The organism is Nocardia sp. NPDC003482 (assembly GCF_053588115.1).
Map to the genome: position 1 here is coordinate 67,078 of NZ_JBSFPI010000001.1, position 24,135 is coordinate 91,212.

Consider the following 24,135-nt stretch of genomic DNA (forward strand, 5'->3'; position numbering starts at 1 on the left):
GTCGGACGGACCATGCGGGGCGCGACGGTGGGCCGCGAGTCCCGTCATATGATCGCACATCGGCGGGCGGGCCAGGAGTTCCGTCGGCGGGGCGGCGGGTCCGGCTCAGCGCGCGACCGACGAGGGCGCCGGAGCGTCGCGCCCCTCGCGGGCGAGCAGTCGATAACCCTTGTGCCACAACCATTCCACCGGCCCCCGCGCGAAACGGCGCAGCCATGCGTGCGCGAACACCATCATGAGCGCGCACACGAGCAGATAGATCCCGACCGTGAACGGGACCCGCTCGTTCGGCGACACGCGCGCGGCGAGCCCGAGACCCCAGCCGTAGCACAGCGCCGAGGTGACCAGGTTCTGGAGGATGTAGCAGCTCAACGCCACCCGGCCCACCTCGGCGAGGCGGCGGCCCGCCCATCCGGTCCGCGGCCGCCGCGCGTAGGTCTCGGCGATCAGCGCGAGCAGACCGAGCGCCACGATCGGCGCGGTGCCGTAGCGGGTGAGCAGCACCAGATCGCCGTCCCACAGGCCCAGCGCCAGATCCAGCGGGGCCGCCACGGCCAGGCCGAGGATCAGCAGGCGCCGCCGCAGGCGCGCGCCGCGCGGCTCGAACAATCCGGCCCGAAACAGCCGCGCCCCCACCAGGAACAGCGCGATCGACATCGGGAAGATGAAGGCCGGTTCCAGCCGGAACAGACCCGCGTTCGCCAGCCGGAACACGGCGAGATCCCAGAACGAACCGTCCGCGTACGGGTTCGGATCCAACGGTCGGCGCGGGGCCGGATCGCCTTGCGGCGCAAGGGTGATCGCGAGGGTGACGAGGGTGAGCACGGCCACGTGCACGGCCGCCGGGCCGAGCAGCCAACGGCGCTGGGCGCGTTCGCTCGTCGCGAGCAGGACGGCGACCACCGCGCCGGTCACGGCGTACCCCATCAGCACGTCGAATTCGGCGACGAATACGAAATTCACCAGACCGTCCAGGAACAGCAGCCCCGCCCGCCACGGATAACCTCCGGGCCAGGCGCGCCCAGCCCGCACCGCCGAACCCCGCTGGATGGCCAGCCCGATGCCGAACATGATCGTCAGCAGGCCCAGGAACTTGCCCTGGGCGAGTTGTTGCAGCACGCGTTCGATCCACAACCACGCGCCCTCGGGCCGATCCGCGCCCTCGAGATAGCCGATGAACCCGGCCGGGTGGGTGAGGATCCACACGTTGGTGCCCAGCGTGCCGAGGATCGCGATGCCCCGCGCGACATCGAGGGCGGGCAAGCGCGCGGCCGAACGCGGCGGGGCGGCAAGGGGATTCGGGTCGGCAGGGATTGCGGAATCGTGCACCCACCCATTCTCATACACTCGTATAGGCGGGCGCATCCCCATTTCGAGTGACATCCCCTACGACCTGCGGCCGACATCGCCGCCCGCGCACACGCCCACCCCGGGCGCGCCCGAGCGGGACGAACGTCGCATAGGCTCGAACACATGCAGCGCATCATCGGAATCGAGGTCGAGTACGGCATTTCCACGCCCTCCGAGCCCTCGGCCAACCCGATCCTCACCTCCACCCAGGCGGTGCTCGCCTACGCGGCGGCCGACGGAGTGCCCCGTGCCAAGCGCACGCGATGGGACTACGAGGTGGAATCGCCGCTGCGCGACGCGCGAGGATTCGATCTGGGCCGCCTCAACGGGCCCGCGCCCGTGATCGATGCCGACGAGGTCGGCGCGGCCAATATGATTCTCACCAACGGCGCCCGCCTCTACGTCGACCACGCCCACCCCGAATACTCCGCGCCCGAGGTCACCGACCCGCTGGACGCGGTCATCTGGGACAAGGCCGGGGAGCGCGTGATGGAGGCCGCGGCCCGCTACGCCTCCAGCGTGCCCGGCGCGCCGCGCATGCAGCTGTACAAGAACAACGTCGACGGCAAGGGTGCCTCCTACGGCACCCACGAGAACTATCTGATGAGCCGGGACACGCCGTTCAATCAGATCATCGTCGGGCTCACCCCGTTCTTCGTCTCCCGGCAGGTGGTGTGCGGTTCGGGGCGGGTCGGCATCGGCCAGTCCGGCGACCAGGCCGGCTTCCAGCTGTCGCAGCGCGCGGACTACATCGAGGTCGAGGTCGGGCTCGAGACCACGCTCAAGCGCGGCATCATCAACACCCGCGACGAACCGCACGCCGACGCCGACAAGTACCGCCGCCTGCACGTCATCGTCGGCGACGCGAATCTGTCGGAGTGGTCGACCTATCTGAAGGTCGGCTCGACCGCGCTGGTGCTCGACCTCATCGAGGCGGGGGAGGACCTGTCGGATCTGCAACTGGCCCGGCCGGTCACCGCGATCCATCAGATCAGCCACGATCCCACCCTGCGCGCCACGGTCGCGCTGGTCGACGGGCGCGAACTCACCGGCCTGGCGTTGCAGCGGCTGTACCTGGACCGGGTGGAGAAGTTCCACAGCCGCCAGGGCACCGACGACTCCCGGGTCACCGACGTCATGGAGAAGTGGGCGCACGTGCTCGACCTGCTCGAGCGCGATCCGATGGAATGCGCCCACCTGCTGGACTGGCCCGCCAAACTGCGCCTGCTCGAGGGCATGCGCAATCGCGAGGGGCTGGGCTGGGCCGCGCCGAAACTGCACCTGGTCGACCTCCAGTACTCCGACGTGCGCCTGGACAAGGGCCTGTACAACCGGCTCGTCGCGCGCGGGTCGATGCAGCGGCTGGTCAGCGAGCAGGAGGTGCTCGACGCGATGACCAATCCGCCCACCGACACCCGGGCCTACTTCCGCGGCGAGTGCCTGCGCCGGTTCGGCGCCGACATCGCCGCGGCCAGTTGGGATTCGGTGATCTTCGACCTCGGCGGCGATTCGCTGGTGCGCATCCCCACCCTCGAACCCCGCCGGGGCACGAAAACCCACGTCGGCAAGCTGCTCGACGGGGTGGACACGGCCGCGCAGCTGGTCGAGCAACTGACCACCTGAGCGGGCTGCCACGCGGTTGCGGCGGGGGTTCATTGCGGTGTAATCCGGCCCGTTGTCGTCGCCGCTGGGTAGTGTTGACGTACGAGCATCGGATTTTCTCCGATGCTCGCCGATATCAGTACAGAGGAGGTCGGCTGCTATGGCACAAGAGCAGACCAAGCGCGCCGGTGGTGGCGACGAGGACGACGACGCCGCCGGCGTCGATGCCGCGGGTCAGGAGCGTCGCGAGAAACTGGCGGAGGAAACCGACGACCTACTCGACGAGATCGATGATGTGCTCGAGGAGAACGCGGAGGACTTCGTGCGCGCGTACGTTCAGAAAGGCGGCCAGTGACATCAGGTGACCCCTTGCGGCTCCACGTGGGGTACGCCCTGTCCTCCTTCTCCGAATACCTGCGGGAACACGCCCCGGATCTGTTGTCCGGCAACGGATTCGGGCGCGTCGCCGATGTCCCGCGGGGTTCGTCGTCGCAGGACATCGCCCCGCACGGCACCACGATCGTCGCGGTGAGCTACCGCGGCGGCGTGCTGATCGCGGGCGACCGGCGTGCCACCCAGGGCAACCTGCTGGCCAGCCGCGACATGGAGAAGGTCTACATCACCGACACGTTCTCCGCGGCCGGCATCGCCGGTACCGCGGGCGTGGCGGTGGAGATGATCCGGCTGTTCGCCGTGGAGTTGGAGCATTACGAGAAGATCGAGGGCGTGTCGCTGACCTTCGACGGCAAGGCCAACAAGCTGTCGAAGATGGTGCGCGACAACCTGCCCGCCGCGTTGCAGGGCCTGGCCGTGGTGCCGATCCTGGTCGGTTACGACTTCGAGGCCACCGATCAGGACCGGGCCGGGCGCATCGTGTCCTACGACGTGGTCGGCGGGCGCAGCGAGGAGCGGTTCGGCTACACCGCGGTCGGCTCGGGTTCGATGTTCGCCAAGACGTCGTTGAAGAAGACCTACCAGCACGGTATCGATGAGGACCGCGCCCTGCGCATCGCCGTCGAGGCGCTGCTGGACGCCTCCGACGACGACACCGCGACCGGTGGGCCGGATCTGCTGCGCAACATCTTCCCGACCGCGGTCGTGATCAATGCCGAAGGGGCCGAAGAGGTTTCCGACGGCCGACTCGCCGAGATCGCGCGGACGATCGTCGACGAGCGCACGGCGGAGGAGAGGAGTGCCAAGGCATGACACTGCCGTACTACGCGTCGGCCGAGCAGATCATGCGCGACAAGACCGAGCTTGCGCGCAAGGGCATCGCGAGGGGCCGCAGTGTCGTGGTGTTGGTGTACGACAAGGGTGTGCTGTTCGTGGCCGAGAACCCCTCGGCGACGCTGCACAAGGTGAGTGAACTGTACGACCGGGTGGGGTTCGCCGCGGTCGGCAAGTACAACGAGTTCGAGAACCTGCGCCGGGGCGGCATTCTCCAGGCCGACCTGCGCGGGTATCAGTACGACCGGCGCGATGTGACCGGCCGGGCGCTGGCGAACATGTACGCCTCGACGCTGGGCACGATCTTCACCGATCAGCTCAAGCCGTTCGAGGTCGAGATCTGCATCGCCGAGGTGGCCTATCCCGAGCAGAACCCGAATTCGGTGCTGTTCCGGATCAACTTCGACGGATCCATCGTCGACGAGCGAGAGTACGTGGTGATGGGCGGCAACACCGAGCCCATCGTCACCGCGCTCAAGGGGTCCTACCGTCCGGGACTGGACCTGCAGGCCGCGATCGATGTGGCCGTGGCGGCCCTGCAGAAGGGCGCCCCGGAGGGCGCGGACAAGGACAAGCGCACCCTCGGCGTGCAGTCGCTCGAGGTGGCGACCCTCGAGCAAGCCCGGCCGCGCCGGGCCTTCCGCCGGATCAACGGACCCGCCCTCGAGGCGCTGCTGCCCAGCGGCGACTCCTCGGAGTCGGAGACCCCGTCGGCGGGAGATCCGTCCAACCCGTAGCGGATCCCGTCTACTCCGATTCCCCGCGTCCCGGTCGTCCCGGGCGCGGGGAATCGGCGTATTTCCGCTGTCCCCGCCCGGTCAGCGGGATGCTTCGCGGCGGAATCGTTGCGAAGACGTATGCATCGGCTTGCTCGCACAGCCACTTTCGGGCATGACATGGCTGTAATGTCGATAGGGTGCAGCGACGAATCATGGGGATCGAGACCGAATTCGGGGTGACGTGCACGTTCCACGGTCACCGTCGGTTGAGCCCTGACGAGGTGGCCCGGTATCTGTTCCGCCGGGTGGTTTCCTGGGGCCGTAGCTCGAACGTATTCCTCCGCAACGGCGCCCGGCTCTACCTCGACGTCGGTTCCCACCCGGAGTACGCCACGGCCGAATGCGACAGCCTGGTCCAGCTGGTCACCCACGATCGCGCGGGTGAGCGGGTGCTCGAGGAGCTGTTGATCGACGCCGAGCAGCGCCTGGCCGAGGAGGGCATCGGCGGGGACATCTACCTGTTCAAGAACAACACCGACTCCGCGGGCAACTCCTACGGCTGCCACGAGAACTTCCTCGTCGTGCGCGCGGGCGAGTTCTCCCGGATCTCCGATGTGCTGCTGCCGTTCCTGGTGACACGCCAGCTCATCTGCGGCGCGGGCAAGGTGCTGCAAACCCCTAAGGCCGCGACCTTCTGCCTGTCGCAGCGGGCCGAGCACATCTGGGAGGGCGTGTCGTCCGCGACCACCCGCTCCCGGCCGATCATCAACACCCGCGACGAGCCGCACGCCGACGCCGAGAAGTACCGCCGCCTGCATGTGATCGTCGGCGACTCGAACATGTCCGAGACCACCACCATGCTCAAGGTCGGCACGGCCGCGCTGGTGCTCGAGATGATCGAGGCGGGGGTGTCGTTCCGAGATTTCGCCCTGGACAACCCGATTCGGGCCATCCGCGAGGTGAGCCACGACCTCACCGGCCGTCGCCCGGTGCGGCTCGCCGGTGGCCGTCAGGCCAGCGCCCTCGACATCCAGCGCGAGTACTACGCCCGCGCGGTCGAGCATCTGCGCAACCGCGAGCGCGACCCGCAGGTCGACGCGGTGGTGGACCTGTGGGGCCGCACCCTCGACGCGGTCGAGGCGCAGGACTTCGCGAAGGTCGACACCGAGATCGACTGGGTCATCAAGCGCAAGCTGTTCCAGCGCTACCAGGACCGCTACGGCATGGACCTGTCCGATCCCAAGATCGCCCAGCTCGACCTGGCCTACCACGACATCAAGCGCGGCCGCGGCGTCTTCGACCTGCTGCAACGCAAGGGCCTGGCCAAGCGCGTCACCGAGGACGAGTCGGTCGACGCGGCCGTCACCACCCCACCCCAGACCACCCGCGCCAAACTCCGCGGCGACTTCATCACCGCCGCCCAGGAGGCCGGGCGCGACTTCACCGTCGACTGGGTGCATCTGAAGCTCAACGACCAGGCCCAGCGCACGGTGTTGTGCAAGGATCCGTTCCGGTCGGTGGACGAGCGGGTGGATCGGCTGATCGCCTCGATGTAGTTTGCGCGAAATTGGCGTCGCAATGACGCTATACTAGCGCTATGGCCACGATTCAGATTCGTGATGTTCCGGACGAGGACGCCGAGGTGTTGCGCCGCCGTGCCGATGCCCTGGGGATGTCGCTCCAGGCGTACATGCGGCAGGAGTTGATCGCGATGGCGCGCCGTCGCACGAAGGCGGAGGCGTTGGCGGCCGTGCGAGATGCCCTCGAGCGGGATACGGGTACCGGCGCTGACGGCGAGAGCATCCTGGCCGCTTTGCGGGACGCTCGTGGCGAGTAAGGAGTATGTCGTCGACGCATCGGCGATATCGACGGCCATTCTGCGTGCGGACGCCAAGGGCATCGCGGTCGCCCACCTGATCGAGTCGACGGTGAGTCATGCGCCGCATTTGCTCGATGCCGAAGTGGGCCAAGTACTTCGGCGCCATGAGTACCAGGGTCGAGTCGGCGAGGAGGTGCCGATCGTCGGGCTTCGGATGCTGGCATCGATGATCGACCATCGCTATGTCCATCACGGCTGGCTCGCGACCGAGGCATGGAAACTCCGTCATTCGGTCTCGTTCTACGATGCCCTCTATGTGGCCCTGGCCGCGCGGCTCGATGTTCCCCTGCTCACCGCCGACCAGAAGCTGAGCAAGGCACCCGGGCTACCCTGCCGGGTCGAATTGCTCGACTGACCCGTCCGAGACGAAACCCGGACCACCGCGCATCGATCCCCGCCTGCGCATTACTCTCTATCGGGTGGCGATATCCAAGGTCGAACGGCTGATGAATCTGGTCATCGCGCTGTTGTCGACCCGGCAGTTCCTGACCGCGGAGCGGATTCGGGACAGCGTCGCCGGTTACGAGGATTCGGTGAGCGACGAGGCGTTCAGCCGGATGTTCGAGCGGGACAAGAACGAACTGCGCGATCTGGGGATCCCGCTCGAGACCGGACCGGTGGGGCGGTACTCGGGCCAGGAGGGCTATCGCATCAACCGCGATGCCTACGAACTACCCGACATCGATCTGACCAGCGAGGAGGCCGCCGCGGTCGCGGTGGCGGTGCAGCTGTGGGAGTCGCCGGAGTTGGCGACCGCGGCCGAGGGCGCGCTGCTGAAGCTGCGCGCCGCGGGCGTGCACGTCGAACCCGACGCGGCCCTGGCGTCGGTGCCCGCCGTGCCCGCGCGCACCCGGGGCTCGGAGGCGGCGCTGGGCAAACTCCTGGCGGCCATCGACGCGGGGCGGGCCGTCCGATTCGAGCACCGGGTCTCGCACAGCGCGCCCTATCTCATGCGCGATGTCGAACCGTGGGGTGTGGTCACCCATCACGGCCGCTGGTACCTCGTCGGGCACGACCGCGACCGCGACGCCGTGCGCACCTTCCGGCTCTCGCGTATCGGTGAGGACGTGACCGCGTACGGCCCGGAGAACGCGGTCCGCAAACCCGACGGGGTGGACCTGCGCAAGATCGTCGGCGAGGTCACCGGCGCCGCGCCCGTGACCGGTTCGGCCACGGTCTGGGTCGCCGACGGCCGCGGGCAGGAGATCCGGCGTCTCGGCGCGATCGTCGAGGAGCGCGTGGTGGGCGGGCGGTCCGGCGCGATCGTCGAGGTGCCGGTGCGCTCGCGGGACTGGTTGGCGCGCTTGATCACCGGACTCGGTCCCGATGCCCTCGTGCTCGCCCCGGCCGAACTGCGCGCCGATGTCATCGACCGGCTGCGGTCGGTGCTCGAGCGCACGGAGGTCGGCGCGTGAGCACCCGCCTGGCAACCCGGCTGTCCCGGCTGCTGAACATGGTCCCCTACCTGCTCGCCCACCCGGGCATCAGCGCGGCCGAGGCCGCCGCCGATCTGGGCGTGACCACCAAACAGCTGATGAACGACCTGAACCAGCTGTGGATGTGCGGCCTGCCCGGTTACGGCCCCGGCGATCTGATCGACCTGTCGTTCTCCGAGGAGAGCATCGAGGTCACCTTCTCCGCGGGCATGGACCGACCGCTGCGACTCACCTCCACCGAGGCCACCGCCCTGCTGGTGGCGTTGCGCTCGATCGCCGCCTTGCCCGGCATGGTCGATCCGACCGCCGCCCAGTCCGCCACCGCCAAGATCGAGGCCGCCATCGCGGGCGACAAGGGACCGGACGGAACCGGCGCGAGCGCCCCGCTCGTCGAGGCGCCCGCCGTCACCACGGTCCGTTCGGCCCTGGCACACACCCGCGCGCTGCGGCTGGTGTACTACTCGTCCAGTCGCGACGTGGTCTCCGAGCGGGTGGTCGATCCGATCCGAATCGTGTTGGTGGACAACAACTCCTACCTCCAGGCGTGGTGTCGCCAGGCCGAGGGCGTGCGGTTGTTCCGGTTCGACCGCATCGAGGAGGCCACCGAACTCGACGAGCCCGCCCGGCCGCCCAGCCACGCCACCGACGAGACCGCGGGCCTGGACCTGTTCTCCGACGATCCGGCGGTTCCGTTGGCGCGCTTGCGGATTCGCTCCGACTACGCGTGGGTGCTGGACCAGTACCCGATGCACCGGGTGGCCGTGCATGCCGACGGCAGCGTCGAGGCCACCATGCGGTTCGCCACCCTGGACTGGATGGCTCGGCTGCTGCTCGGATTCGGTTCGGGCGTCACGGTTCTCGGCCCCGCCGAACTGGTGACCGCCGTGCGCGAACGGTCCGGGGCCGCCCTGGCCGCCTACGACGACGCCGGGTACGCCGAGACCGTGATCGAGGAGGTCGGTCCCGCTTGACCTTTCGCGTGACGGTGCTCGGCGCCGGGAGCGTCGGGCTGTTCGTGGGCGGCAAGCTGGCGGCCGCGGGCGCCGACGTCACCTTCGTGGGTCGGCCGCGCGTGCTCGGCGCGCTCGCCGACACCGGCCTGCGTCTCACCGATCTCGACGGCGGCGACGATCGGGTGGCGCCCAGCGCCTTCCACACCGCCACCGAACCCGGCAGCGCCGCCATCGCCGATCTGGTGCTCGTCACCGTGAAGTCCGCGCAGACCGCCGAGGCCGCGCGGCAACTGGCCGAGGTGGTCCGGCCCGATACGGTGGTGGTGAGCCTGCAGAACGGGATCGGCCACGACAGCACGATCCGCGAGATCCTGCCGTCCTGTGTGGTGCTCGCGGGCATGATCATGTTCAACGTGATCCAGCACGAGGGCGGCCACGTCCACCGCGGCACCGAGGGCGGCCTCGCCGTCGCCGACGATCCCGCGCTGCGCCGCTTCGCCCCGCTGTTCGGCCGGGCCGGGCTCGCCCTGGACCGGCACGCCGACCTGCGGCCGGTGCAGTGGGCCAAACTGCTGCTGAATCTGAACAACGCCGTCAACGCCCTGTCCGGCCGCGCCCTGCGTGAGGAGCTGTCCCAGCGCGACTACCGCCGCTGCCTGGCCCTGGCCCAGGCCGAGGCGCTGACCGTCATGCAGCGCGCCCGCATCCGACCCGCGCGGCTCACCCCGCTGCCGCCGGAGCTGATGACCCGCCTGCTCACCGTGCCCGATCCGCTGTTCCGCCGGGTCTCGGGCCGGGTGCTGGCGATCGATCCGATGGCCCGCTCGTCCATGGCCGACGATCTCGCGCTGGGTCGTAAGACCGAAATCGCTTGGCTCTGTGGCGAAATCGTGAACCTGGGCCGGATGGTCGGCGTCCCCACCCCGGTCAACGCGCGCCTGGTCGCGTTGATCACCGCCGCCGAGAGCGGCGACCCCCGCAGATGGTCCGGTCCGGAACTGCTGGCAGAGTTGCGTTCGGCGAAGGGCTGACGAGGGCGTTCGCCGAGACCAGGTCCGGTAGCATCGGAAATACCACAGTCTTTGGAGGTAATCCATGGGTTCATTCGGCCCGACGCACTGGCTCATCATTGCGTTGCTGTTCCTGCTGCTGTTCGGCGCCAAGCGGCTGCCGGACGCGGCCCGGGGCCTCGGGCGGTCGCTGCGCATCTTCAAGAGCGAGATGAACGAGATGCACAACGACGGCTCCCAGAGCGGTACTCCGGCGGCACAGACTCCCGCGCCCGCGCAGCAGGAGCTGCCCCCGGCGCAGCCCAATGCCGCGGCCCCGCAGGCCAAGCCGGAAACGCACAAGGCGTAGCAGGTCCGCGTTGCCCCCGGGATGAGAATTCTCGTCCCGGGTCGAATCATGTCCGGACGCTCAGGCGATCAGCGAGGCAGTCACTTCCATGCGCATTCCGTTCGACCCCCGGCGCAGCCGGCGCAGGACGAATCCCGACGGCACCATGTCGTTGGTCGAGCATCTGCAGGAACTGCGGTCCCGGCTGCTGAAGTCGTTGCTGGCGGTCGCGCTCACCACCGCGTTCGGCTTCTTCTGGTACGCGCACTCGTTCTTGGGCATCGAGAGCCTGGGTGAGATCCTGCGCGGACCGTACTGTTCGCTGCCGCCCGCGCATCGGGCTCAGCTCACCACCGACGGCGCCTGCCGCCTGCTGGCGACCGCGCCGTTCGAGCAGTTCATGCTGCGGTTCAAGGTCGGCCTGACCGCGGGCGTGGTGCTCGCCTGCCCGGTGTGGCTGTATCAGCTGTGGGCATTCATCACCCCGGGGCTGTACGCGAAGGAGCGCAAGTACGCGATCAGCTTCGTGACCGCGGGCGCGGCGCTGTTCGTCACCGGCGCGGTGCTGGCCTACTGGGTGGTCGCGCACGCGTTGAGCTTCCTCATGGGCATCGGCAGCAATGTCCAGATCACCGCGCTCAGCGGTACGCAGTACTTCGGCTTCATCATCCAGCTGCTGATCATCTTCGGGGTAAGTTTCGAGACCCCGCTGCTCGTGGTGGGGCTCAACATGATCGGCGTGCTGAGCTACGACAAGCTCAAGAAGTGGCGACGCGGCATGGTCTTCGGCCTGTTCGTCTTCGCGGCCGTCGTCACCCCGCAGGATCCGTTCTCCATGCTCGCGCTGGCGGCCGCGCTGACCGTGCTGTTCGAGATCGCTGTGCAGATCGCGCGGCTCAACGACCGCCGACGCGCCCGGCGCGGCGACGACTGGGGTGCGCTGAGCGACGACGAGGCGTCCCCGCTCGACGATTCGGCCGCGGCCGCCCCCGTCGGCGCGCCCGAACCGGTGCGCCCGGCCGAGTCGATCACCACCACGCCGGACAAAACTCCGCGCCCGGTGTCGGACTACTCCGATACTCTCTGACGAGTGGCACATCGGTCGCTTTCCGGCGAACTCGCGGCATTCGCCGCGGAACTGAGTTTTTCCCTCGATCCGTTCCAGCGGCAGGCGTGTGAGTCGCTGCAGGGCGGGCACAGCGTGCTGGTCTGCGCGCCGACCGGAGCGGGCAAGACCGTCGTCGGCGAATTCGCGGTGCATCTGGCGCGCGCGGCCGGGGGCAAATGCTTCTACACCACGCCCATCAAGGCGCTGTCCAATCAGAAGTACGCCGACCTGGTCGAACGTTACGGCCGCGGCGCGGTGGGCCTGCTCACCGGCGATCAGTCGCTCAATCCCGACGCCTCCGTCGTGGTCATGACCACCGAGGTGTTGCGCAATATGCTCTACGCGAGTTCGGATGCGCTGCAAGGGCTTTCGTACGTCGTCATGGACGAGGTGCACTATCTGGCCGACCGGTTCCGGGGCGCGGTGTGGGAGGAGGTCATCCTGCACCTGCCGCCCGAGGTGCGGCTGGTGAGCCTGTCGGCGACGGTCAGCAACGCCGAGGAGTTCGGCGCGTGGATGGAGACCGTGCGCGGCGACACCGCGGTCATCGTGGACGAGACCCGCCCGGTCCCGCTGTGGCAGCACGTCCTGGTCGGGCGGCGGCTGTTCGACCTGTTCGACACCCGGTCCAGCGACCAGAAGGTCCTCGTCGACGAGGATCTGGTGCGCTACATCAAGCAGCGCGAGGCCGCCGACCGCATGCACGACTGGGGCGGCCCGCGCGGTCGCGGCGGCCCGCGGCGCGATCCGCGGTCGCTGCCGCGCCCGGAGATGCTGGCCCTGCTCGACAAGGAGGGTCTGCTCCCGGCCATCACGTTCATCTTCAGCCGGGCCGGATGCGACGGCGCGCTCGCGCAGTGCGTGCGCTCGCGGCTGGATCTGAGCCGCCCCGAGGACTTCGACCTGGTCGAGGAGATCATCACCAAACACACCGGCGATCTGCCGCGCACCGACCTCGAGGTGCTCGGCTACTGGGAGTGGCGCGAGGGGCTGCACCGCGGCCTGGCCGCCCACCACGCCGGGATGCTGCCCGCCTTCCGGCACGCGGTGGAGGAGTTGTTCGTGCGCGGTCTGGTGCGGGCCGTATTCGCCACGGAGACACTGGCATTGGGCATCAACATGCCCGCCCGCACGGTGGTGCTGGAACGGCTGGTCAAGTTCAACGGCGAGTCGCACGCCGAACTCACCCCCGGCGAGTACACCCAGCTGACCGGGCGCGCGGGGCGGCGCGGCATCGATATCGAGGGACACGCGGTCGTGGTGTGGACCCCCGACGTGGACACCAGCGCGGTGGCCGGGCTCGCCTCCACCCGAACCTATCCGCTGCGCAGCTCGTTCCGGCCCGGCTACAACATGTCCATCAACCTCATCGATCGGATGGGCGCCGAGGAGTCGCGGGCCCTGCTCGAACGCTCCTTCGCCCAGTTCCAGGCCGACCGGTCGGTTGTGGGCCTGGTGCGGGGCATCGAACGCAACGAGGGCGCGTTGCGCAAACTCCGCTCGCAGATCGGCGACGACGGCTTCCTCGAGTACCTGTCGCTGCGCGAGCGCATCAAGACCCGCGAACGCGAACTGGAACGCCAGGGCCGGGCCGATCGGCGCGGCGCGGCGGTGGCCTCGCTGACCGCGCTGCGGCGCGGCGACGTGGTGGCCATCCCGAGCGGTCGCCGCCAGGGTCTCGCGGTCATCCTCGAACCCGACGCGACCCCCGGCGATCCGCGCCCGCTGGTGCTCACCGAGGACAAGTGGGCCGGGCGCGTCTCGGTGGCCGACTTCCCCACGCCCGCACAGGCTTTGGGCCACATGCGCCTGCCCCGGCACGTCGACCACCGCACCGCGCGCACCCGCCGCGATCTGGCCTCGGCGCTGCGCAGCACCGGGATCAGCGCCCCCGGCCGCCAGCGTCGCGGCGCCCGCAGCCGGGCCGCCGACGACCGCGAACTACAGAACCTGCGCCGCGCCATGCGCTCGCATCCCGCGCACACCCGGCCCGATCGCGAACAGCTGGCCCGCATCGGCGAACGCTACAACCGGTTGCAGCGCGAGACCGAGTCCATGCGCCAGCAGGTCGCGGCCACCACGAACTCGCTCGCCCGCACCTTCGACCGTATCGTCGGCCTGCTCGCCGAGCGCGGGTACGTCGACGACGGCGAGGTGACCGCCGACGGCCGCCGCCTCGCCCGCATCTACACCGAGGCCGATCTCGTTGTGGCCGAATGCCTTCGGCAGGGCCTGTGGCGCGGGCTGGGCCCGGCCGAACTGGCCGCGGTGGTCTCGGTGCTGGTCTACGAGTCGCGGCAGGAGACAGGCGGCTACCTCGGTCCCTCGGGCCCGACCGCCCCGATCCGCCGCGCGGTGGGCGCGACCGTCGACGTGTGGGGTCGGCTGCGCACCGACGAGGCCCGGCACAAGCTGCCGCCCACCCGCGAACCCGATCTCGGTTTCGTGACCGGCGTGCACAAGTGGGCGCGCGGCGACAGCCTCGCCGAATCCCTGCTCGCCAGCGGCGATCAGGGCAGTCCGCTGTCCGCGGGCGATTTCGTGCGCTGGTGCCGCCAGGTCGTCGACCTGCTCGATCAGATCCACGAAACCGCCGACGACACCGAGGTGGCCGCCACCGCGGCCAAGGCCGTGCGCGCGATCCGGCGAGGGGTGGTGGCCGTCGACGCCGCCTGATGTCTCGAACGCCGCCAATGCGAACACAGTGCAAGCGACTGTGATTGGATGATTCTCGTGTACCGACCGCGGTGAGGGACCGGTGACCCTACCCGGGGGGCGAGAGTGTGTACGACGAGCGCGAGTGGAGGCAGGCAATGAGCGGCCCGTACGGACCGAACGAGACCCCTGGTCCAGGGGAGGGACGCAACAACGATCCGACTCAGCAGTGGGGCGGTCAGCAGCCGTCCCCCGGATCGGCCGCCCCCACCCAGCACTGGGGACAGCAGCCGCCACAGCAACAGCAGTGGGGGCAGCCGCAGGGTTGGCAGCCCGTCCCGCCCCAGCAGCAACAGCAGTGGGGTCAGAGCCAGCCGTCGTGGCCGCAGCAGCCGCCGCCGCAGTCGGCGTGGGAGCCCACCCAGCAGCAGTGGGGTCAGCAGCCGCAACAGCCGCAGCAGCAATGGGGCCAGCCGCAACAGCAGTGGGGTCAACAGCAGCAGCCGTGGGATCAGCAGCAGCTGCAACCGGCCAAGAAGTCGCGCAAGGGGCTGTTCATCGGCCTGGGCGCGCTGGCGGTCGTGATCGTGGTGGCGATCGTGCTCGCCGTGGTCTTCCTCAGCAGCAGCAAGCTCGACAACAAGGCCGTGCAGGACGGGGTCCAGAAGGTCCTCAAGGACTCCTACGGCATCGACGACGTACAGGACGTCAACTGCCCCTCGGGTCAGAAGGTCGAGGTCGGCAAGACCTTCGACTGCACCCTCAAGGTCGGCGGCGAGGCCAAGAAGGTCACCGTCAAGATCACCAAGGACGACGGCACCTACGAGGTCGGCCGCCCGAGCTGATCGCGCTCGCATCCGGGCGTCGTGCCGCCGCACCCACGGCACGACGCTGAAACGCTCAGCGCGCGTTGGTTTCCAGCGCGGTGATCAGACGCTTGATCGGGCTCTCCGCGTTGTAGGCGGTGGCCAGGGTCTGGAGCCGTTCGGGATCCGCCGGTGTGGTGGGCAGCCGGTCGGGACCGGACAGGTCCACCTCCGCGTCGCACACCACGCGCACGACGGGCGCGGCCGCCGTCAGATAGTCCTCGGCCGCAACGATTTTCGCGCGCACGCCGCGGGCGAGGTCGGATTCGGGATCGCGCACCGCGGCCAGCAGCGCGTCCAGGCTGCCGTATCGGGAGATGAGCGAGGCCGCCGACTTCTCGCCGATGCCCGCGACGCCGGGCAGCCCGTCGGAGGCGTCGCCGCGCAGGGTCGCCATATCCGCGTAGGCGGGGCCCGCGTTCCGTTGCGGCACACCGTATTTCGCGGCCACCTCCGCCGGGCCGTAGAGCTCCGCCTTGGCCAGGCCGCGGCCCGCGTAGAACACCCGCACCGGGGGCGCGGGCTCGTCGCGCACGAGCTGGAGCAGATCCCGGTCCCCGCTCACCACGATCACCGGGTCGGTCCGCTCCCGGGTGGCGAGGGTGCCGATCACGTCGTCGGCCTCGAGCCCCGCGGCGCCCGCGGTCGCGATCCCGGCTGCGGCGAGCACCTCGAGGATCATGTCCACCTGCGGGGTCAGGGTGTCGGGCACGACCTCCGCGCCGGGTTCGGCGTCGGCGGAGTCGTCGAGTCGGTGCGCCTTGTAGGACGGCACCAGCTCCACCCGGTAGCTCGGCCGCCAATCCAGATCCAGGCACACCACCAGTCGGCCGGGCGCGTGCCGGGTGATGAGCGCCGCCACCATATCGGTGAAGCCGCGGACCACGTTGACCGGCCGCCCGTCGGGGGCGGTGATCTTCTCCGGGATGGCGTGAAAGGCCCGGAACCACAGACTGGCCCCGTCGAGCAGCAGCAACGGGGCGGCGGCAGGGGTGTTCATGGGAGCAGACGCTACCCGGAATCGGGACGAGCGGTCCGGCACGGGCTAGTAACGTCGGGGCCATGAGTGCGCACACGGAGTCACGATTCGGGGCCGAGGTCTACGGCAAACGGTTGGAGCGCGCGGCGGAGCTCACCCGCGCCGCGCACCTGGACGCGCTCCTGATCACACCCGGCCCCGACCTCCGCTACCTCATCGGCTCCCGCGCCCAGTCCTTCGAGCGGCTCACCTGCCTGGTGATCCCGGCGAGCGGCGAGACCCCCTCGGTGGTGATCCCGAAGATGGAACTGGCCTCGCTGGCGGGTTCGGCCGCGGGCGAACTCGGCCTGGGGATCCTGGACTGGACCGACGGCGTGGACCCGTACCGCGTCGTGAAGTCCGCCCTCAACGCCGGGGCGCGGGTCGCGGTCGACGACGCCATGCCCGCCCTGCACCTGCTGCCGATCGCCGACACCCTCACCGCGCTGCCGGTCTCGGCCACCGGCGTGCTGCGGCAGGTGCGAATGCGCAAGGACGACAGCGAGATCGACGCGTTGCGCCGCGCGGGCGCGGCCATCGACCGGGTGCACGCCCGCATGGGGGAGTGGCTGCGCCCGGGCCGCACCGAGGCCGAGGTGGCCGCCGACATCGCCGCCGCCATCGTCGAGGAGGGCCACACCGAGGCCGCCTTCGTCATCGTGGGCAGCGGCCCCAACGGCGCCGACCCGCACCACGAGGTGTCGCAGCGGCGCGTCGACACCGGTGACGTCGTGGTGGTCGACATCGGCGGCCCGGTCGATCCCGGCTACTACTCCGACTCCACCCGCACCTACGTCCTCGGCGACCCCGACCCCGAGATCGCCGAGCGCGTCGCCCAACTCGAACGCGCCCAGGCCGCCGCCGTGGCCGCCGTACGTCCCGGCGTGACCGCCGAAGCGGTCGACGCCGCGGCCCGGAACCCGTTGTCCGAGGCCGGTTTCGGCGACCACTTCATCCACCGGACCGGCCACGGCATCGGCCTGTCGGTCCACGAGGAGCCCTACATCGTCGCGGGCAACGACATCGTCCTCGAACCCGGCATGGCCTTCAGCGTCGAACCGGGCATCTACTTCCGCGGCGAATGGGGCGCCCGCATCGAGGACATCGTCGTGGTCACCGAGGACGGCTGCGAGTCGATGAACCACCGCCCGCACGGCCTCACCGTGCTCTAGGCCCGTCAGCGCAGCGTGCTGCCGATCAGCGTCCGCGTCACCCGGATCGCGATCACGACCCGGCGCGGATTCTCCCGCGGCACGCGGTAGCGCAGCGCGTAGCGGTTCTCGCCCTCGGCCACGGATTCGCGATCGGTCAGCACCTCGGCCGGACCCTCGAGGGTGAGCCAGCGCGGCCCGTCGACCTGGCTCACCGCCGCGTACCCGCGCTCGCGGGCATTGCGGGCCTTGACCGAATCGCCCATGGTGATGATCCGCGCGATGCCCGCCTCGGCGTCCCAGGTGAAACCCACCGCGACCACATGCGGCGTGCCGTCGGCCCGCAGCGTGGTGAGGGTGGCGAGATGCCGTTCGGTGACGAACTCGAGTGCGGGCGCGGGCAGTTCGATCCGGGAGCCGGTGTTCGTCATTCTCCAGACGGTAGCAATCGGCCGCGCGAGGCCCAATGGCAGACTGTCGCCCATGGGTGTGCGAGGACGCGAGGTCGACGCGGGGACGATCGTGCTGTTCGGCGGCCGCAGCGAGATGGGTCTCGAGGTGGCGCGGCGGCTGGCCCCGGGCCGGGTCGTGATCCTGGCCGCGCGCCGCAGCCACGATCTCGACGCCGAACAGGCGAGTGTCGAACACGCGGGCGCGACGGCCGTGCACTGCGTCGAGTTCGACGCCGACGATGTGGCGAGCCATCAGCCGCTGCTGGACAAGCTCGTCGCCGAATACGGCCGCATCGGCGTCGCGGTGCTGGCCTTCGGCGTGCTCGGCGATCAGGTTCGCGCCGAACAGGATCCGGCCGCGGCGCTGGCGATCCTGCGGACCGACTTCGTCGCCCAGGTCGGCGTGCTCACCGTCCTCGCGAATCTGATGCGCGCCCAGGGCGACGGGCAGATCGTGGTGTTCAGCTCGGTCGCGGGCGCGCGGGTGCGCCGCGCCAACTACGTTTACGGATCGGCCAAGGCCGGACTGGACGGTTTCGCCTGCGGGCTCTCGGATGCCTTGCACGGCAGCGGAGTTCACCTGCTGCTGGTGCGTCCCGGTTTCGTCATCGGCCGCATGACCGAGGGCATGGATCCCGCGCCGTTCTCCAGCACGCCCGATCAGGTCGCCGACGCCGTGGTGGCCGGGCTGCGCCGCCGTGCCGAGCGGATCTGGGTGCCCGGCATCCTGCGCTGGGTCTTCGTCGTCGCCCGCGCGGTGCCGCAATCGGTGTGGCGGCGGATGCCGCGATGACGCGGCCCCTGACCGTCGTCGGCATCGGGGCCGACGGCTGGGCGGGACTACCCGAGCCGAGCCGCCGCGCCGTGACCGAGGCCGAGGTCCTGATGGGCTCGCGGCGGCAACTCGAGTCGATTCCCGCCGACGCGACCCGCGCCGAGCGCATCGCCTGGCCGTCCCCGCTGCTGCCCGCCCTGCCGGATCTGCTTGCCGCGCATCGTGATTCGCGGGTCTGCGTGCTGGCCAGCGGCGATCCCATGTTCTACGGCATCGGCGCGACCCTGGCACGGCTGGTCGGACCCGAGGCGCTGCGGGTGCTGCCGCAACCGTCGTCGGCGTCGCTGGCGTGCGCGCGACTCGGCTGGGGCCTGGCCGACACCCTCGTGGTGAGCGTGGTGGGCCGCCCGCTGGCGACCGTCCTTCCCGAACTCGCCGACCGGCGGCGGCTGCTGGTCCTCAGTGCGGACGCCGAGACTCCCGGGCTGCTCGCGGACCTGCTGGCGCGCAACGGCTTCGGCGGATCGACGCTGACGGTGCTGGAACAACTCGGCGGCCACCGGGAACGAATGGTCTCGGGGACGGCCCGCGACTGGTCCGAACCGCCCGGCGACCCCCTGAACCTCGTCGCGCTCGACTGCGTCGCCGACCCGACTGCCGCACGCCTGACCCGCCTTCCGGGCCTGCCCGATTCCACCTACGGCGGCGACGGGCAGCTCACCAAGGCCGAGGTGCGCGCGCTGTCGCTGTCCGCCCTGGCCCCCGCCCCGGGCGAACTGCTGTGGGACGTCGGCGGCGGTTCGGGCAGCATCGCCATCGAGTGGTGCCGCACCCATCCGTCCTGCCGCGCAACCACATTCGAGCGTTCCGCGCCCCGCCGGGACCAGATCGCCGCCAACGCGGCGGCCCTCGGTGTCCCGGGCATCGAGATCCGCGGCGAGGTGCTCGCGGAACTCCGCGCCGACCTACCCCTACCCGACGCGATATTCCTCGGCGGCGGCCTCACCCAGCCCGGTCTGTTCGAAACCTGTTGGGCGCGGCTGCGTCCCGGCGGCCGACTGGTCGCCAATGCGGTGACCGTCGAGTCGGAGGCCCTGCTCCTGGGCTGGGCGGCGGAGTACGGAGGAGCGTTGCGCCGCATCCAGATCCACCGCGCCGAACCGCTCGGCGGCTTCACCGCGTGGCGTCCGCAGCTGCCGGTGTGCCAGTGGGCCGTGGAGAAAAGTGCCCGAAGCGCTTCCGAGGGGTAGGGTTTCTGCCCGTAATCCGATTGTTATCTGCCTCCGGAGTTCATATGAGAGTCACCACCTTCGCCGCGACCGCGCTCATCGCCGCCGCGGCCACCGGTATCGCCGCCGGCACCGCCTCCGCCGAGCCCGCCCCCGCGGCGCCCGCCCAGGTGCAGAGCGAGGCCGCGCCGTCGGTGCAGGGCACCGATCACGGCGTCGGATACGCCGCCACCCTGGTCGACGCGGGCAAGTCCGTGGTCACCACCGTCACCGGCGGTAAGTTCAGCCTCGACAGCGACGGGAAGTCGGTCACCCTGGCCGACAACGCGGGCCAGGTCGTCACCCGCTTTCCGCTGACCGTGCAGCCCAGCGGCGACAAGGTGAACATCGCGGCCGCCGTCGCCGCCGACGGCACCCAGCTCACGCTGACCCCGCAGGCGCACACCGTGACCGCCAAGGACATCTCCTCGCAGGAGTGGTTCTTCTCCGAATTGCAGCGCGCCTCGCTGGGCGCGGCCGTCGGCGCCGTCATCGGCGGTCTGATCGGCCTGATCCTCGGCGTGTTCCCGGTGATCCCGGGCGCCGCGCTCGGCGCGGTGATCGGCCTGCTGGTCGCGGGCGGCCAGCCGCTGATCGACTCGGCCTTCGCCTACTTCGGCGGCCAGCCCTGAGAATCCTGATCCTCGGCGGCACCCGCGAGGCGCGGGAGCTGGCCGGGGACGCCACCGGCGAGCGCGGACTCGAGATCGTGTCCTCGCTCGCCGGTCGGGTGCGCACACCGGTCTTGCCGTCGGGGGAGGTCCGCGTCGGCGGTTTCGGCGGCGTGGCGGGCCTGCGGAACTGGCTGTCCGACAACGGAGTCGAGGCCGTGGTGGACGCCACCCATCCGTTCGCCGCCACCATCTCCGCGCACGCGGCCGAGGCCACGGCGGCGCTCGGCGTGCCGCTGCTGTACCTGCGGCGGCCCGGCTACGCCGAACGATCCGGCGACCGCTGGATTCGGGTCCCCGACCTCGCCGCCGCCGCGGAAACCGTTGCGACACTGGGGGAGCGGGTGTTCCTCACCATCGGCCGCCAGGGCGTCGCCGCCTTCGCCCACCTGGCCGAGCCGTGGTTCCTCATCCGGGCCATCGATCCGCCCACCGGCGCACTGCCACCGCGTCACGAAATCATGCTGGCGCGTGGGCCGTTCGACCCGGACGCCGAACGCCGGTTGCTCGCCGACCGCCGCATCGATGTCGTGGTCACCAAGGACAGCGGCGGCGCGGACACCTCCGCCAAACTCGACGCCGCCCGCGAGCGCGGGATTCCCGTGTTGATGATCGACCGCCCGCCCCTGCCCGACGGCGCGACCGTCGTGCCCACGGTGGCGGCGGCCCTGGAATGGCTCCGCGCTCAGGCCCGTTCGGGCACCGACCGGCCGAGCAGTGTCGGCAACCGGTCGAACCACTCCAGCACCGCGCGCTCGTAACGAATCCCGAAGTCGAGAGTGGCTCGCTCGTACCGCGATTCGGGTTCGGGGTCCTCGGCCAGATACCGCATGAGCCGCTGCTGATGGATCTCGCGATTCGACGCGATGATCCGCTCCAGCCGCGCGGGCTCGACGAACCGCCCGAACGACAATGTCAGCAGCAACGGCACCCGAATCGTCTCCGCCCCCGGATCGCGGGCGATCCACTCCGCGAACTCCTCCCGGCCCGGTTCGGTGATGTGATACGGCGTACGGTCCCGGGCGCCCGTCTCGCCCTTGGTCACCAGACCCGCCCGATCCATCGTGGCCAGTTCCCGATACACCTGGCTCTGCGTGATGGTCCAGAAGTCGCCGATCCGCTCCTGGGCCAGATTCACCAGATCCCAGCCCGACATCGGGCCCTCGTGCAGGAACCCGAGCAGCGACGCCGCCGTCGAGTTCAGCCCCCGCTTGGATCCACCGTCGGTCACGGCCGCCCCTTCCAACGTCGACACTCCACAGTGGGATGTTACAGGTAGTTGGGTCTTCAACTATGAAGGGGTCCCGCCGCGTTGTCGAACCGGGGCGGAAACCCCCTACGTGGGTTGATAGCGCCGCGCTGTGAACACCCGCGTGCCGCCGGGCGTGTCGAAGCGGCTGGTGGTGGACGCGCCGACGATGACGAGCGTGCGCATGTCGACGTCGGCCGGATCGAGTTCGGCCAGCGTCACCACCCGCACCGATTCGGTCGGGCCGCCCACATCGCGCCCCAGCACCACCGGCGTATCGGGTTTGCGATGGTCGAGCAGCAGGTCCCGCATGGCCGCCACCTGCCAGGTGCGCTGCGAGGAGGCCGGGTTGTAGACGGCGATGGCCATATCGGCCGCCGCCACGGCCGCCAGTCGGCGCGCCACCGTCTGCCACGGCTTGAGCCGATCCGACAGCGAGATCATGGCGAAGTCGTGACCCAGCGGCGCGCCCACCCGGGAGGCCACCGCCGCGGCGGCCGTCACCCCCGGCAGCACCCGCACGGGCACCTCGCGCCACCGCGGATCCGCCGACTCCTCGACCACCGCCGCCGCCATGGCGAACACCCCCGGATCCCCCGACGACACCACCGCGACCCGGGCCCCGCGCCGCGCGAGGTCCAATGCCATTGCGGCCCGCTCGGATTCGACCCGGTTGTCGCTCGCGTGCCGCCGCTGTCCGTCCCGGATCGGCACCCGGTCGATGTAGGTGGTGTATCCGACGAGGTCCGTCGCCTCGGCCAGGGCTCGCGTCACCTCGGGGGTGGTCCAGTCCGCCGCGCCCGGTCCGAGTCCGACGATCACGACCTCGCCCACGGTGTGGGTCGTTGTGTCCGTGGAGGTTTCGGGCCGGACGGATGCCGCGGTCCGGGTGACGTCCGCGTCGGTCGCGCGCTCCGTCGCGGTGTCGAGCCCGGCCGGGACGACGTCCGGCCGGTGGACGGTCGCGTCGTACTCGGCGGCAGTACTCGCGTGGGGTCCGCGCTGACGGCCCTTCGCGTCGTCGATTTCTCGCGACAGGTGGATCGGTGTCGTCGGGCGAGGCCCGGGAACCAGGGCGATGGCGAAGTACGGGACCTCGGCGTCGTCGACGTCGGCCGCGCGCAGTACGCGCTGACGGCCGGTGCTGGCGCGCTCGACATAATACGCGTCGTCGAGCCGACCCGATTCCGTAAGGGCTTGGCGCACAGCCGGATACGTGCGCCCGAGTTTCATGATCGCGGCGGCCTCGGTGCCGGCGAGGCGGCGGGCGAGGTCGTCGGGGGCCATGGTGCCGGGCAGTACGGTCAGCACCTGATCGCCCTCGACCAGCGGCGTGCCCAGCGCGGCGGAGGCGGCGCTGACCGAGGTGATGCCGGGGATGATCTCGGCCTCGAAACGGTCCGCGAGCCGCCGATGCATGTGCATATAGGAGCTGTAGAACAGCGGATCGCCCGCGGCCAGCAGCGCCACCGAGCGCCCGGCCGCGAGATGGGCGGCCAGCCGCGCCGCCGACTCCTCGTAGAACTCCTCGATCGCGCCCTGATATCCGCCGGGATGACCGGTGGTCTCGGTGGTCACCGGATAGACCAGATGTTCCTCGAGCTGCCCCGGCCGCATATAGGGCGCGGCGATACCGCGGGAGATGCTGCGCCCGTGCCGCGCGCTGTGGAAGGCGATCACATCGGCCGCGCCGATGACGCGGGCCGCCTTCACCGTCACCAGTTCCGGATCCCCCGGGCCCAGGCCGATTCCCCAGAGTTTGCCGCTCATTCCTGTTCGCTCGCAATCGCGTTCAGCGCGGCGGCGGTGATGGCACTGCCGCCGCGCCGCCCGCGCACCGTCAAGAACTCGACCCCGCCGTACGCCGCGAGGGCCTGTTTGGATTCCGCCGCGCCGATGAAGCCGACCGGAATGCCCAGCACCGCAGCGGGTTTCGGCGCACCGGCGTCGAGCATGTCGAGCAGGTGGAACAGCGCCGTCGGCGCGTTGCCGATCGCGACGACCGCGCCCGCCAGCCGGTCCCGCCAAAGTTCCAGCGCCGCGGCCGATCTGGTGGTGTCCATTCGCCGCGCCAGCTCGGGCACCCGCGGATCGGCGAGCAGGCACAGCACCTCGTTGTCGGCGGGCAGGCGGCGGCGCGTCACCCCCGACGCGACCATGGTGGCGTCGCACAGGATCGGCGCGCCCGACCGCAGCGCCGCGCGCGCCCGCGCGACCACTCCGTCGCTGAACTCGACATCGCCCGCGAGGTCGACCTGCCCGCAGGCGTGGATCATGCGCACCACCACCTGCGCCACCTCGGCGGGGAACCGGGCCAGATCGGCCTCGGCCCGGATGGTCGCGAACGACCGCCGGTAGATCTCGGCCCCGTCGGTGAGGTAGCCGGTGCGCACGTCGGACATGGCGTCCACCCTAGAA

25 protein-coding genes are annotated in these 24,135 nt (G+C 70.3%); 19 read left to right on the plus strand and 6 right to left on the minus strand.

Annotated features, from left to right (window positions below):
• Positions 1–105 precede the first annotated feature (105 nt).
• Entirely contained in the window at positions 106–1,329 is a 1,224-nt protein-coding gene (locus tag ACWDSJ_RS00305; RefSeq protein WP_450028523.1) for a DUF418 domain-containing protein, read from the minus strand.
• 144 nt (positions 1,330–1,473) lie between these two features.
• On the opposite strand from ACWDSJ_RS00305, the gene dop reads away from it, so the two are divergent.
• The 14 genes from dop to ACWDSJ_RS00375 all read left to right on the plus strand — a co-directional run bounded on the left by dop (position 1,474) and on the right by ACWDSJ_RS00375 (position 15,112).
• Positions 1,474–2,973, plus strand: coding sequence for a depupylase/deamidase Dop (gene dop / locus ACWDSJ_RS00310; RefSeq protein WP_450028524.1), 1,500 nt, complete (start codon positions 1,474–1,476; stop codon positions 2,971–2,973).
• A gap of 139 nt (positions 2,974–3,112) precedes the next feature.
• Complete coding sequence (locus tag ACWDSJ_RS00315; protein WP_387357275.1) at positions 3,113–3,307, plus strand: ubiquitin-like protein Pup; 195 nt, start codon at positions 3,113–3,115, stop codon at positions 3,305–3,307.
• Complete coding sequence (gene prcB / locus ACWDSJ_RS00320; RefSeq protein WP_387357277.1) at positions 3,304–4,158, plus strand: proteasome subunit beta; 855 nt, start codon at positions 3,304–3,306, stop codon at positions 4,156–4,158. Before ACWDSJ_RS00315 ends, prcB begins: the two co-directional genes overlap by 4 nt.
• Complete coding sequence (prcA, locus tag ACWDSJ_RS00325) at positions 4,155–4,916, plus strand: proteasome subunit alpha (RefSeq protein ID WP_450028525.1); 762 nt, start codon at positions 4,155–4,157, stop codon at positions 4,914–4,916. The genes prcB and prcA overlap by 4 nt, the downstream gene beginning before the upstream one ends.
• Positions 4,917–5,095: 179 nt before the next feature.
• Positions 5,096–6,454 (plus strand): Pup--protein ligase, encoded by a 1,359-nt coding sequence (gene pafA / locus ACWDSJ_RS00330; protein ID WP_387357281.1) that lies wholly within the window; start codon positions 5,096–5,098, stop codon positions 6,452–6,454.
• Between the two features lie 41 nt (positions 6,455–6,495).
• Entirely contained in the window at positions 6,496–6,735 is a 240-nt protein-coding gene (locus ACWDSJ_RS00335) for a FitA-like ribbon-helix-helix domain-containing protein (RefSeq protein ID WP_450028526.1), read from the plus strand.
• Positions 6,725–7,132, plus strand: a complete 408-nt coding sequence (locus ACWDSJ_RS00340) for a type II toxin-antitoxin system VapC family toxin (RefSeq protein WP_450028527.1) — start codon at positions 6,725–6,727, stop codon at positions 7,130–7,132. Before ACWDSJ_RS00335 ends, ACWDSJ_RS00340 begins: the two co-directional genes overlap by 11 nt.
• Before the next feature lie 64 nt (positions 7,133–7,196).
• A complete protein-coding gene (locus ACWDSJ_RS00345; RefSeq protein WP_387357286.1) occupies positions 7,197–8,192 on the plus strand; it encodes a helix-turn-helix transcriptional regulator in 996 nt (331 codons plus the stop codon).
• A complete protein-coding gene (locus tag ACWDSJ_RS00350; RefSeq protein ID WP_450028528.1) occupies positions 8,189–9,184 on the plus strand; it encodes a helix-turn-helix transcriptional regulator in 996 nt (331 codons plus the stop codon). Before ACWDSJ_RS00345 ends, ACWDSJ_RS00350 begins: the two co-directional genes overlap by 4 nt.
• Positions 9,181–10,197 carry a 2-dehydropantoate 2-reductase gene (locus tag ACWDSJ_RS00355; RefSeq protein ID WP_450028529.1) on the plus strand — a complete coding sequence of 339 codons (1,017 nt, stop codon included), beginning with the start codon at positions 9,181–9,183 and terminating at the stop codon, positions 10,195–10,197. Before ACWDSJ_RS00350 ends, ACWDSJ_RS00355 begins: the two co-directional genes overlap by 4 nt.
• Positions 10,198–10,261: 64 nt before the next feature.
• Positions 10,262–10,525 carry a Sec-independent protein translocase subunit TatA gene (gene tatA / locus ACWDSJ_RS00360; protein ID WP_387357292.1) on the plus strand — a complete coding sequence of 88 codons (264 nt, stop codon included), beginning with the start codon at positions 10,262–10,264 and terminating at the stop codon, positions 10,523–10,525.
• A gap of 88 nt (positions 10,526–10,613) precedes the next feature.
• Positions 10,614–11,591, plus strand: a complete 978-nt coding sequence (gene tatC / locus ACWDSJ_RS00365; RefSeq protein WP_450028530.1) for a twin-arginine translocase subunit TatC — start codon at positions 10,614–10,616, stop codon at positions 11,589–11,591.
• Positions 11,592–11,594: 3 nt separating this feature from the next.
• Positions 11,595–14,288: a DEAD/DEAH box helicase gene (locus ACWDSJ_RS00370; protein WP_387357294.1), complete on the plus strand. Its 2,694-nt coding sequence runs from the start codon at positions 11,595–11,597 to the stop codon at positions 14,286–14,288.
• Between the two features lie 137 nt (positions 14,289–14,425).
• Positions 14,426–15,112 carry a DUF4333 domain-containing protein gene (locus ACWDSJ_RS00375; RefSeq protein ID WP_450028531.1) on the plus strand — a complete coding sequence of 229 codons (687 nt, stop codon included), beginning with the start codon at positions 14,426–14,428 and terminating at the stop codon, positions 15,110–15,112.
• A 55-nt stretch (positions 15,113–15,167) separates the two neighbouring features.
• Here the strand turns inward: ACWDSJ_RS00375 and ACWDSJ_RS00380 are convergent, their stop codons facing one another.
• Positions 15,168–16,133 carry a 5'-3' exonuclease gene (locus tag ACWDSJ_RS00380; protein WP_450028532.1) on the minus strand — a complete coding sequence of 322 codons (966 nt, stop codon included), beginning with the start codon at positions 16,131–16,133 and terminating at the stop codon, positions 15,168–15,170.
• Between the two features lie 62 nt (positions 16,134–16,195).
• Here ACWDSJ_RS00380 and ACWDSJ_RS00385 point away from each other — a divergent pair, with 62 nt between their 5' ends.
• On the plus strand, positions 16,196–17,323 hold the full coding sequence (locus ACWDSJ_RS00385; RefSeq protein ID WP_450028533.1) for a M24 family metallopeptidase: 1,128 nt from the start codon (positions 16,196–16,198) through the stop codon (positions 17,321–17,323).
• Positions 17,324–17,328: 5 nt separating this feature from the next.
• Here the strand turns inward: ACWDSJ_RS00385 and ACWDSJ_RS00390 are convergent, their stop codons facing one another.
• A complete protein-coding gene (locus ACWDSJ_RS00390) occupies positions 17,329–17,733 on the minus strand; it encodes a PPOX class F420-dependent oxidoreductase (protein ID WP_450028534.1) in 405 nt (134 codons plus the stop codon).
• Positions 17,734–17,785: 52 nt separating this feature from the next.
• On the opposite strand from ACWDSJ_RS00390, the gene ACWDSJ_RS00395 reads away from it, so the two are divergent.
• From ACWDSJ_RS00395 to ACWDSJ_RS00410, 4 genes are read left to right on the plus strand one after another with little or no spacing between them, the layout of a single operon-like run.
• On the plus strand, positions 17,786–18,547 hold the full coding sequence (locus tag ACWDSJ_RS00395) for an SDR family NAD(P)-dependent oxidoreductase (RefSeq protein WP_450028535.1): 762 nt from the start codon (positions 17,786–17,788) through the stop codon (positions 18,545–18,547).
• Positions 18,544–19,779 carry a precorrin-6y C5,15-methyltransferase (decarboxylating) subunit CbiE gene (cbiE, locus tag ACWDSJ_RS00400; RefSeq protein ID WP_450028536.1) on the plus strand — a complete coding sequence of 412 codons (1,236 nt, stop codon included), beginning with the start codon at positions 18,544–18,546 and terminating at the stop codon, positions 19,777–19,779. Before ACWDSJ_RS00395 ends, cbiE begins: the two co-directional genes overlap by 4 nt.
• Positions 19,780–19,823: 44 nt before the next feature.
• Positions 19,824–20,429: a hypothetical protein gene (locus tag ACWDSJ_RS00405; protein WP_450028537.1), complete on the plus strand. Its 606-nt coding sequence runs from the start codon at positions 19,824–19,826 to the stop codon at positions 20,427–20,429.
• Positions 20,426–21,229, plus strand: a complete 804-nt coding sequence (locus tag ACWDSJ_RS00410; protein ID WP_450029006.1) for a cobalt-precorrin-6A reductase — start codon at positions 20,426–20,428, stop codon at positions 21,227–21,229. Before ACWDSJ_RS00405 ends, ACWDSJ_RS00410 begins: the two co-directional genes overlap by 4 nt.
• Here the strand turns inward: ACWDSJ_RS00410 and ACWDSJ_RS00415 are convergent.
• From ACWDSJ_RS00415 to ACWDSJ_RS00425, 3 genes are all read right to left on the minus strand, one after another.
• Entirely contained in the window at positions 21,154–21,699 is a 546-nt protein-coding gene (locus tag ACWDSJ_RS00415) for a PadR family transcriptional regulator (RefSeq protein WP_387357302.1), read from the minus strand. The genes ACWDSJ_RS00410 and ACWDSJ_RS00415 overlap by 76 nt on opposite strands.
• Before the next feature lie 105 nt (positions 21,700–21,804).
• Positions 21,805–23,487, minus strand: coding sequence for a precorrin-2 C(20)-methyltransferase (locus ACWDSJ_RS00420; RefSeq protein WP_450028538.1), 1,683 nt, complete (start codon positions 23,485–23,487; stop codon positions 21,805–21,807).
• Positions 23,484–24,119, minus strand: coding sequence for a precorrin-8X methylmutase (locus ACWDSJ_RS00425; RefSeq protein ID WP_450028539.1), 636 nt, complete (start codon positions 24,117–24,119; stop codon positions 23,484–23,486). Before ACWDSJ_RS00425 ends, ACWDSJ_RS00420 begins: the two co-directional genes overlap by 4 nt.
• Positions 24,120–24,135: the final 16 nt, after the last annotated feature.

Bases quoted from the DNA above. Each gene is read 5' to 3' on its own strand.
- tatA (WP_387357292.1), top strand. From the start codon at position 10,262: ATGGGTTCATTCGGCCCGACGCACTGGCTCATCATTGCGTTGCTGTTC.
- ACWDSJ_RS00395 (WP_450028535.1), top strand. From the start codon at position 17,786: ATGGGTGTGCGAGGACGCGAGGTCGACGCGGGGACGATCGTGCTGTTC.
- prcA (WP_450028525.1), top strand. From the start codon at position 4,155: ATGACACTGCCGTACTACGCGTCGGCCGAGCAGATCATGCGCGACAAG.
- ACWDSJ_RS00380 (WP_450028532.1), bottom strand. From the start codon at position 16,133: ATGAACACCCCTGCCGCCGCCCCGTTGCTGCTGCTCGACGGGGCCAGT.
- ACWDSJ_RS00420 (WP_450028538.1), bottom strand. From the start codon at position 23,487: ATGAGCGGCAAACTCTGGGGAATCGGCCTGGGCCCGGGGGATCCGGAA.
- tatC (WP_450028530.1), top strand. From the start codon at position 10,614: ATGCGCATTCCGTTCGACCCCCGGCGCAGCCGGCGCAGGACGAATCCC.
- ACWDSJ_RS00315 (WP_387357275.1), top strand. From the start codon at position 3,113: ATGGCACAAGAGCAGACCAAGCGCGCCGGTGGTGGCGACGAGGACGAC.
- ACWDSJ_RS00405 (WP_450028537.1), top strand. From the start codon at position 19,824: ATGAGAGTCACCACCTTCGCCGCGACCGCGCTCATCGCCGCCGCGGCC.
- ACWDSJ_RS00390 (WP_450028534.1), bottom strand. From the start codon at position 17,733: ATGACGAACACCGGCTCCCGGATCGAACTGCCCGCGCCCGCACTCGAG.
- ACWDSJ_RS00385 (WP_450028533.1), top strand. From the start codon at position 16,196: ATGAGTGCGCACACGGAGTCACGATTCGGGGCCGAGGTCTACGGCAAA.
- ACWDSJ_RS00335 (WP_450028526.1), top strand. From the start codon at position 6,496: ATGGCCACGATTCAGATTCGTGATGTTCCGGACGAGGACGCCGAGGTG.
- dop (WP_450028524.1), top strand. From the start codon at position 1,474: ATGCAGCGCATCATCGGAATCGAGGTCGAGTACGGCATTTCCACGCCC.
- cbiE (WP_450028536.1), top strand. From the start codon at position 18,544: ATGACGCGGCCCCTGACCGTCGTCGGCATCGGGGCCGACGGCTGGGCG.
- ACWDSJ_RS00375 (WP_450028531.1), top strand. From the start codon at position 14,426: ATGAGCGGCCCGTACGGACCGAACGAGACCCCTGGTCCAGGGGAGGGA.
- ACWDSJ_RS00425 (WP_450028539.1), bottom strand. From the start codon at position 24,119: ATGTCCGACGTGCGCACCGGCTACCTCACCGACGGGGCCGAGATCTAC.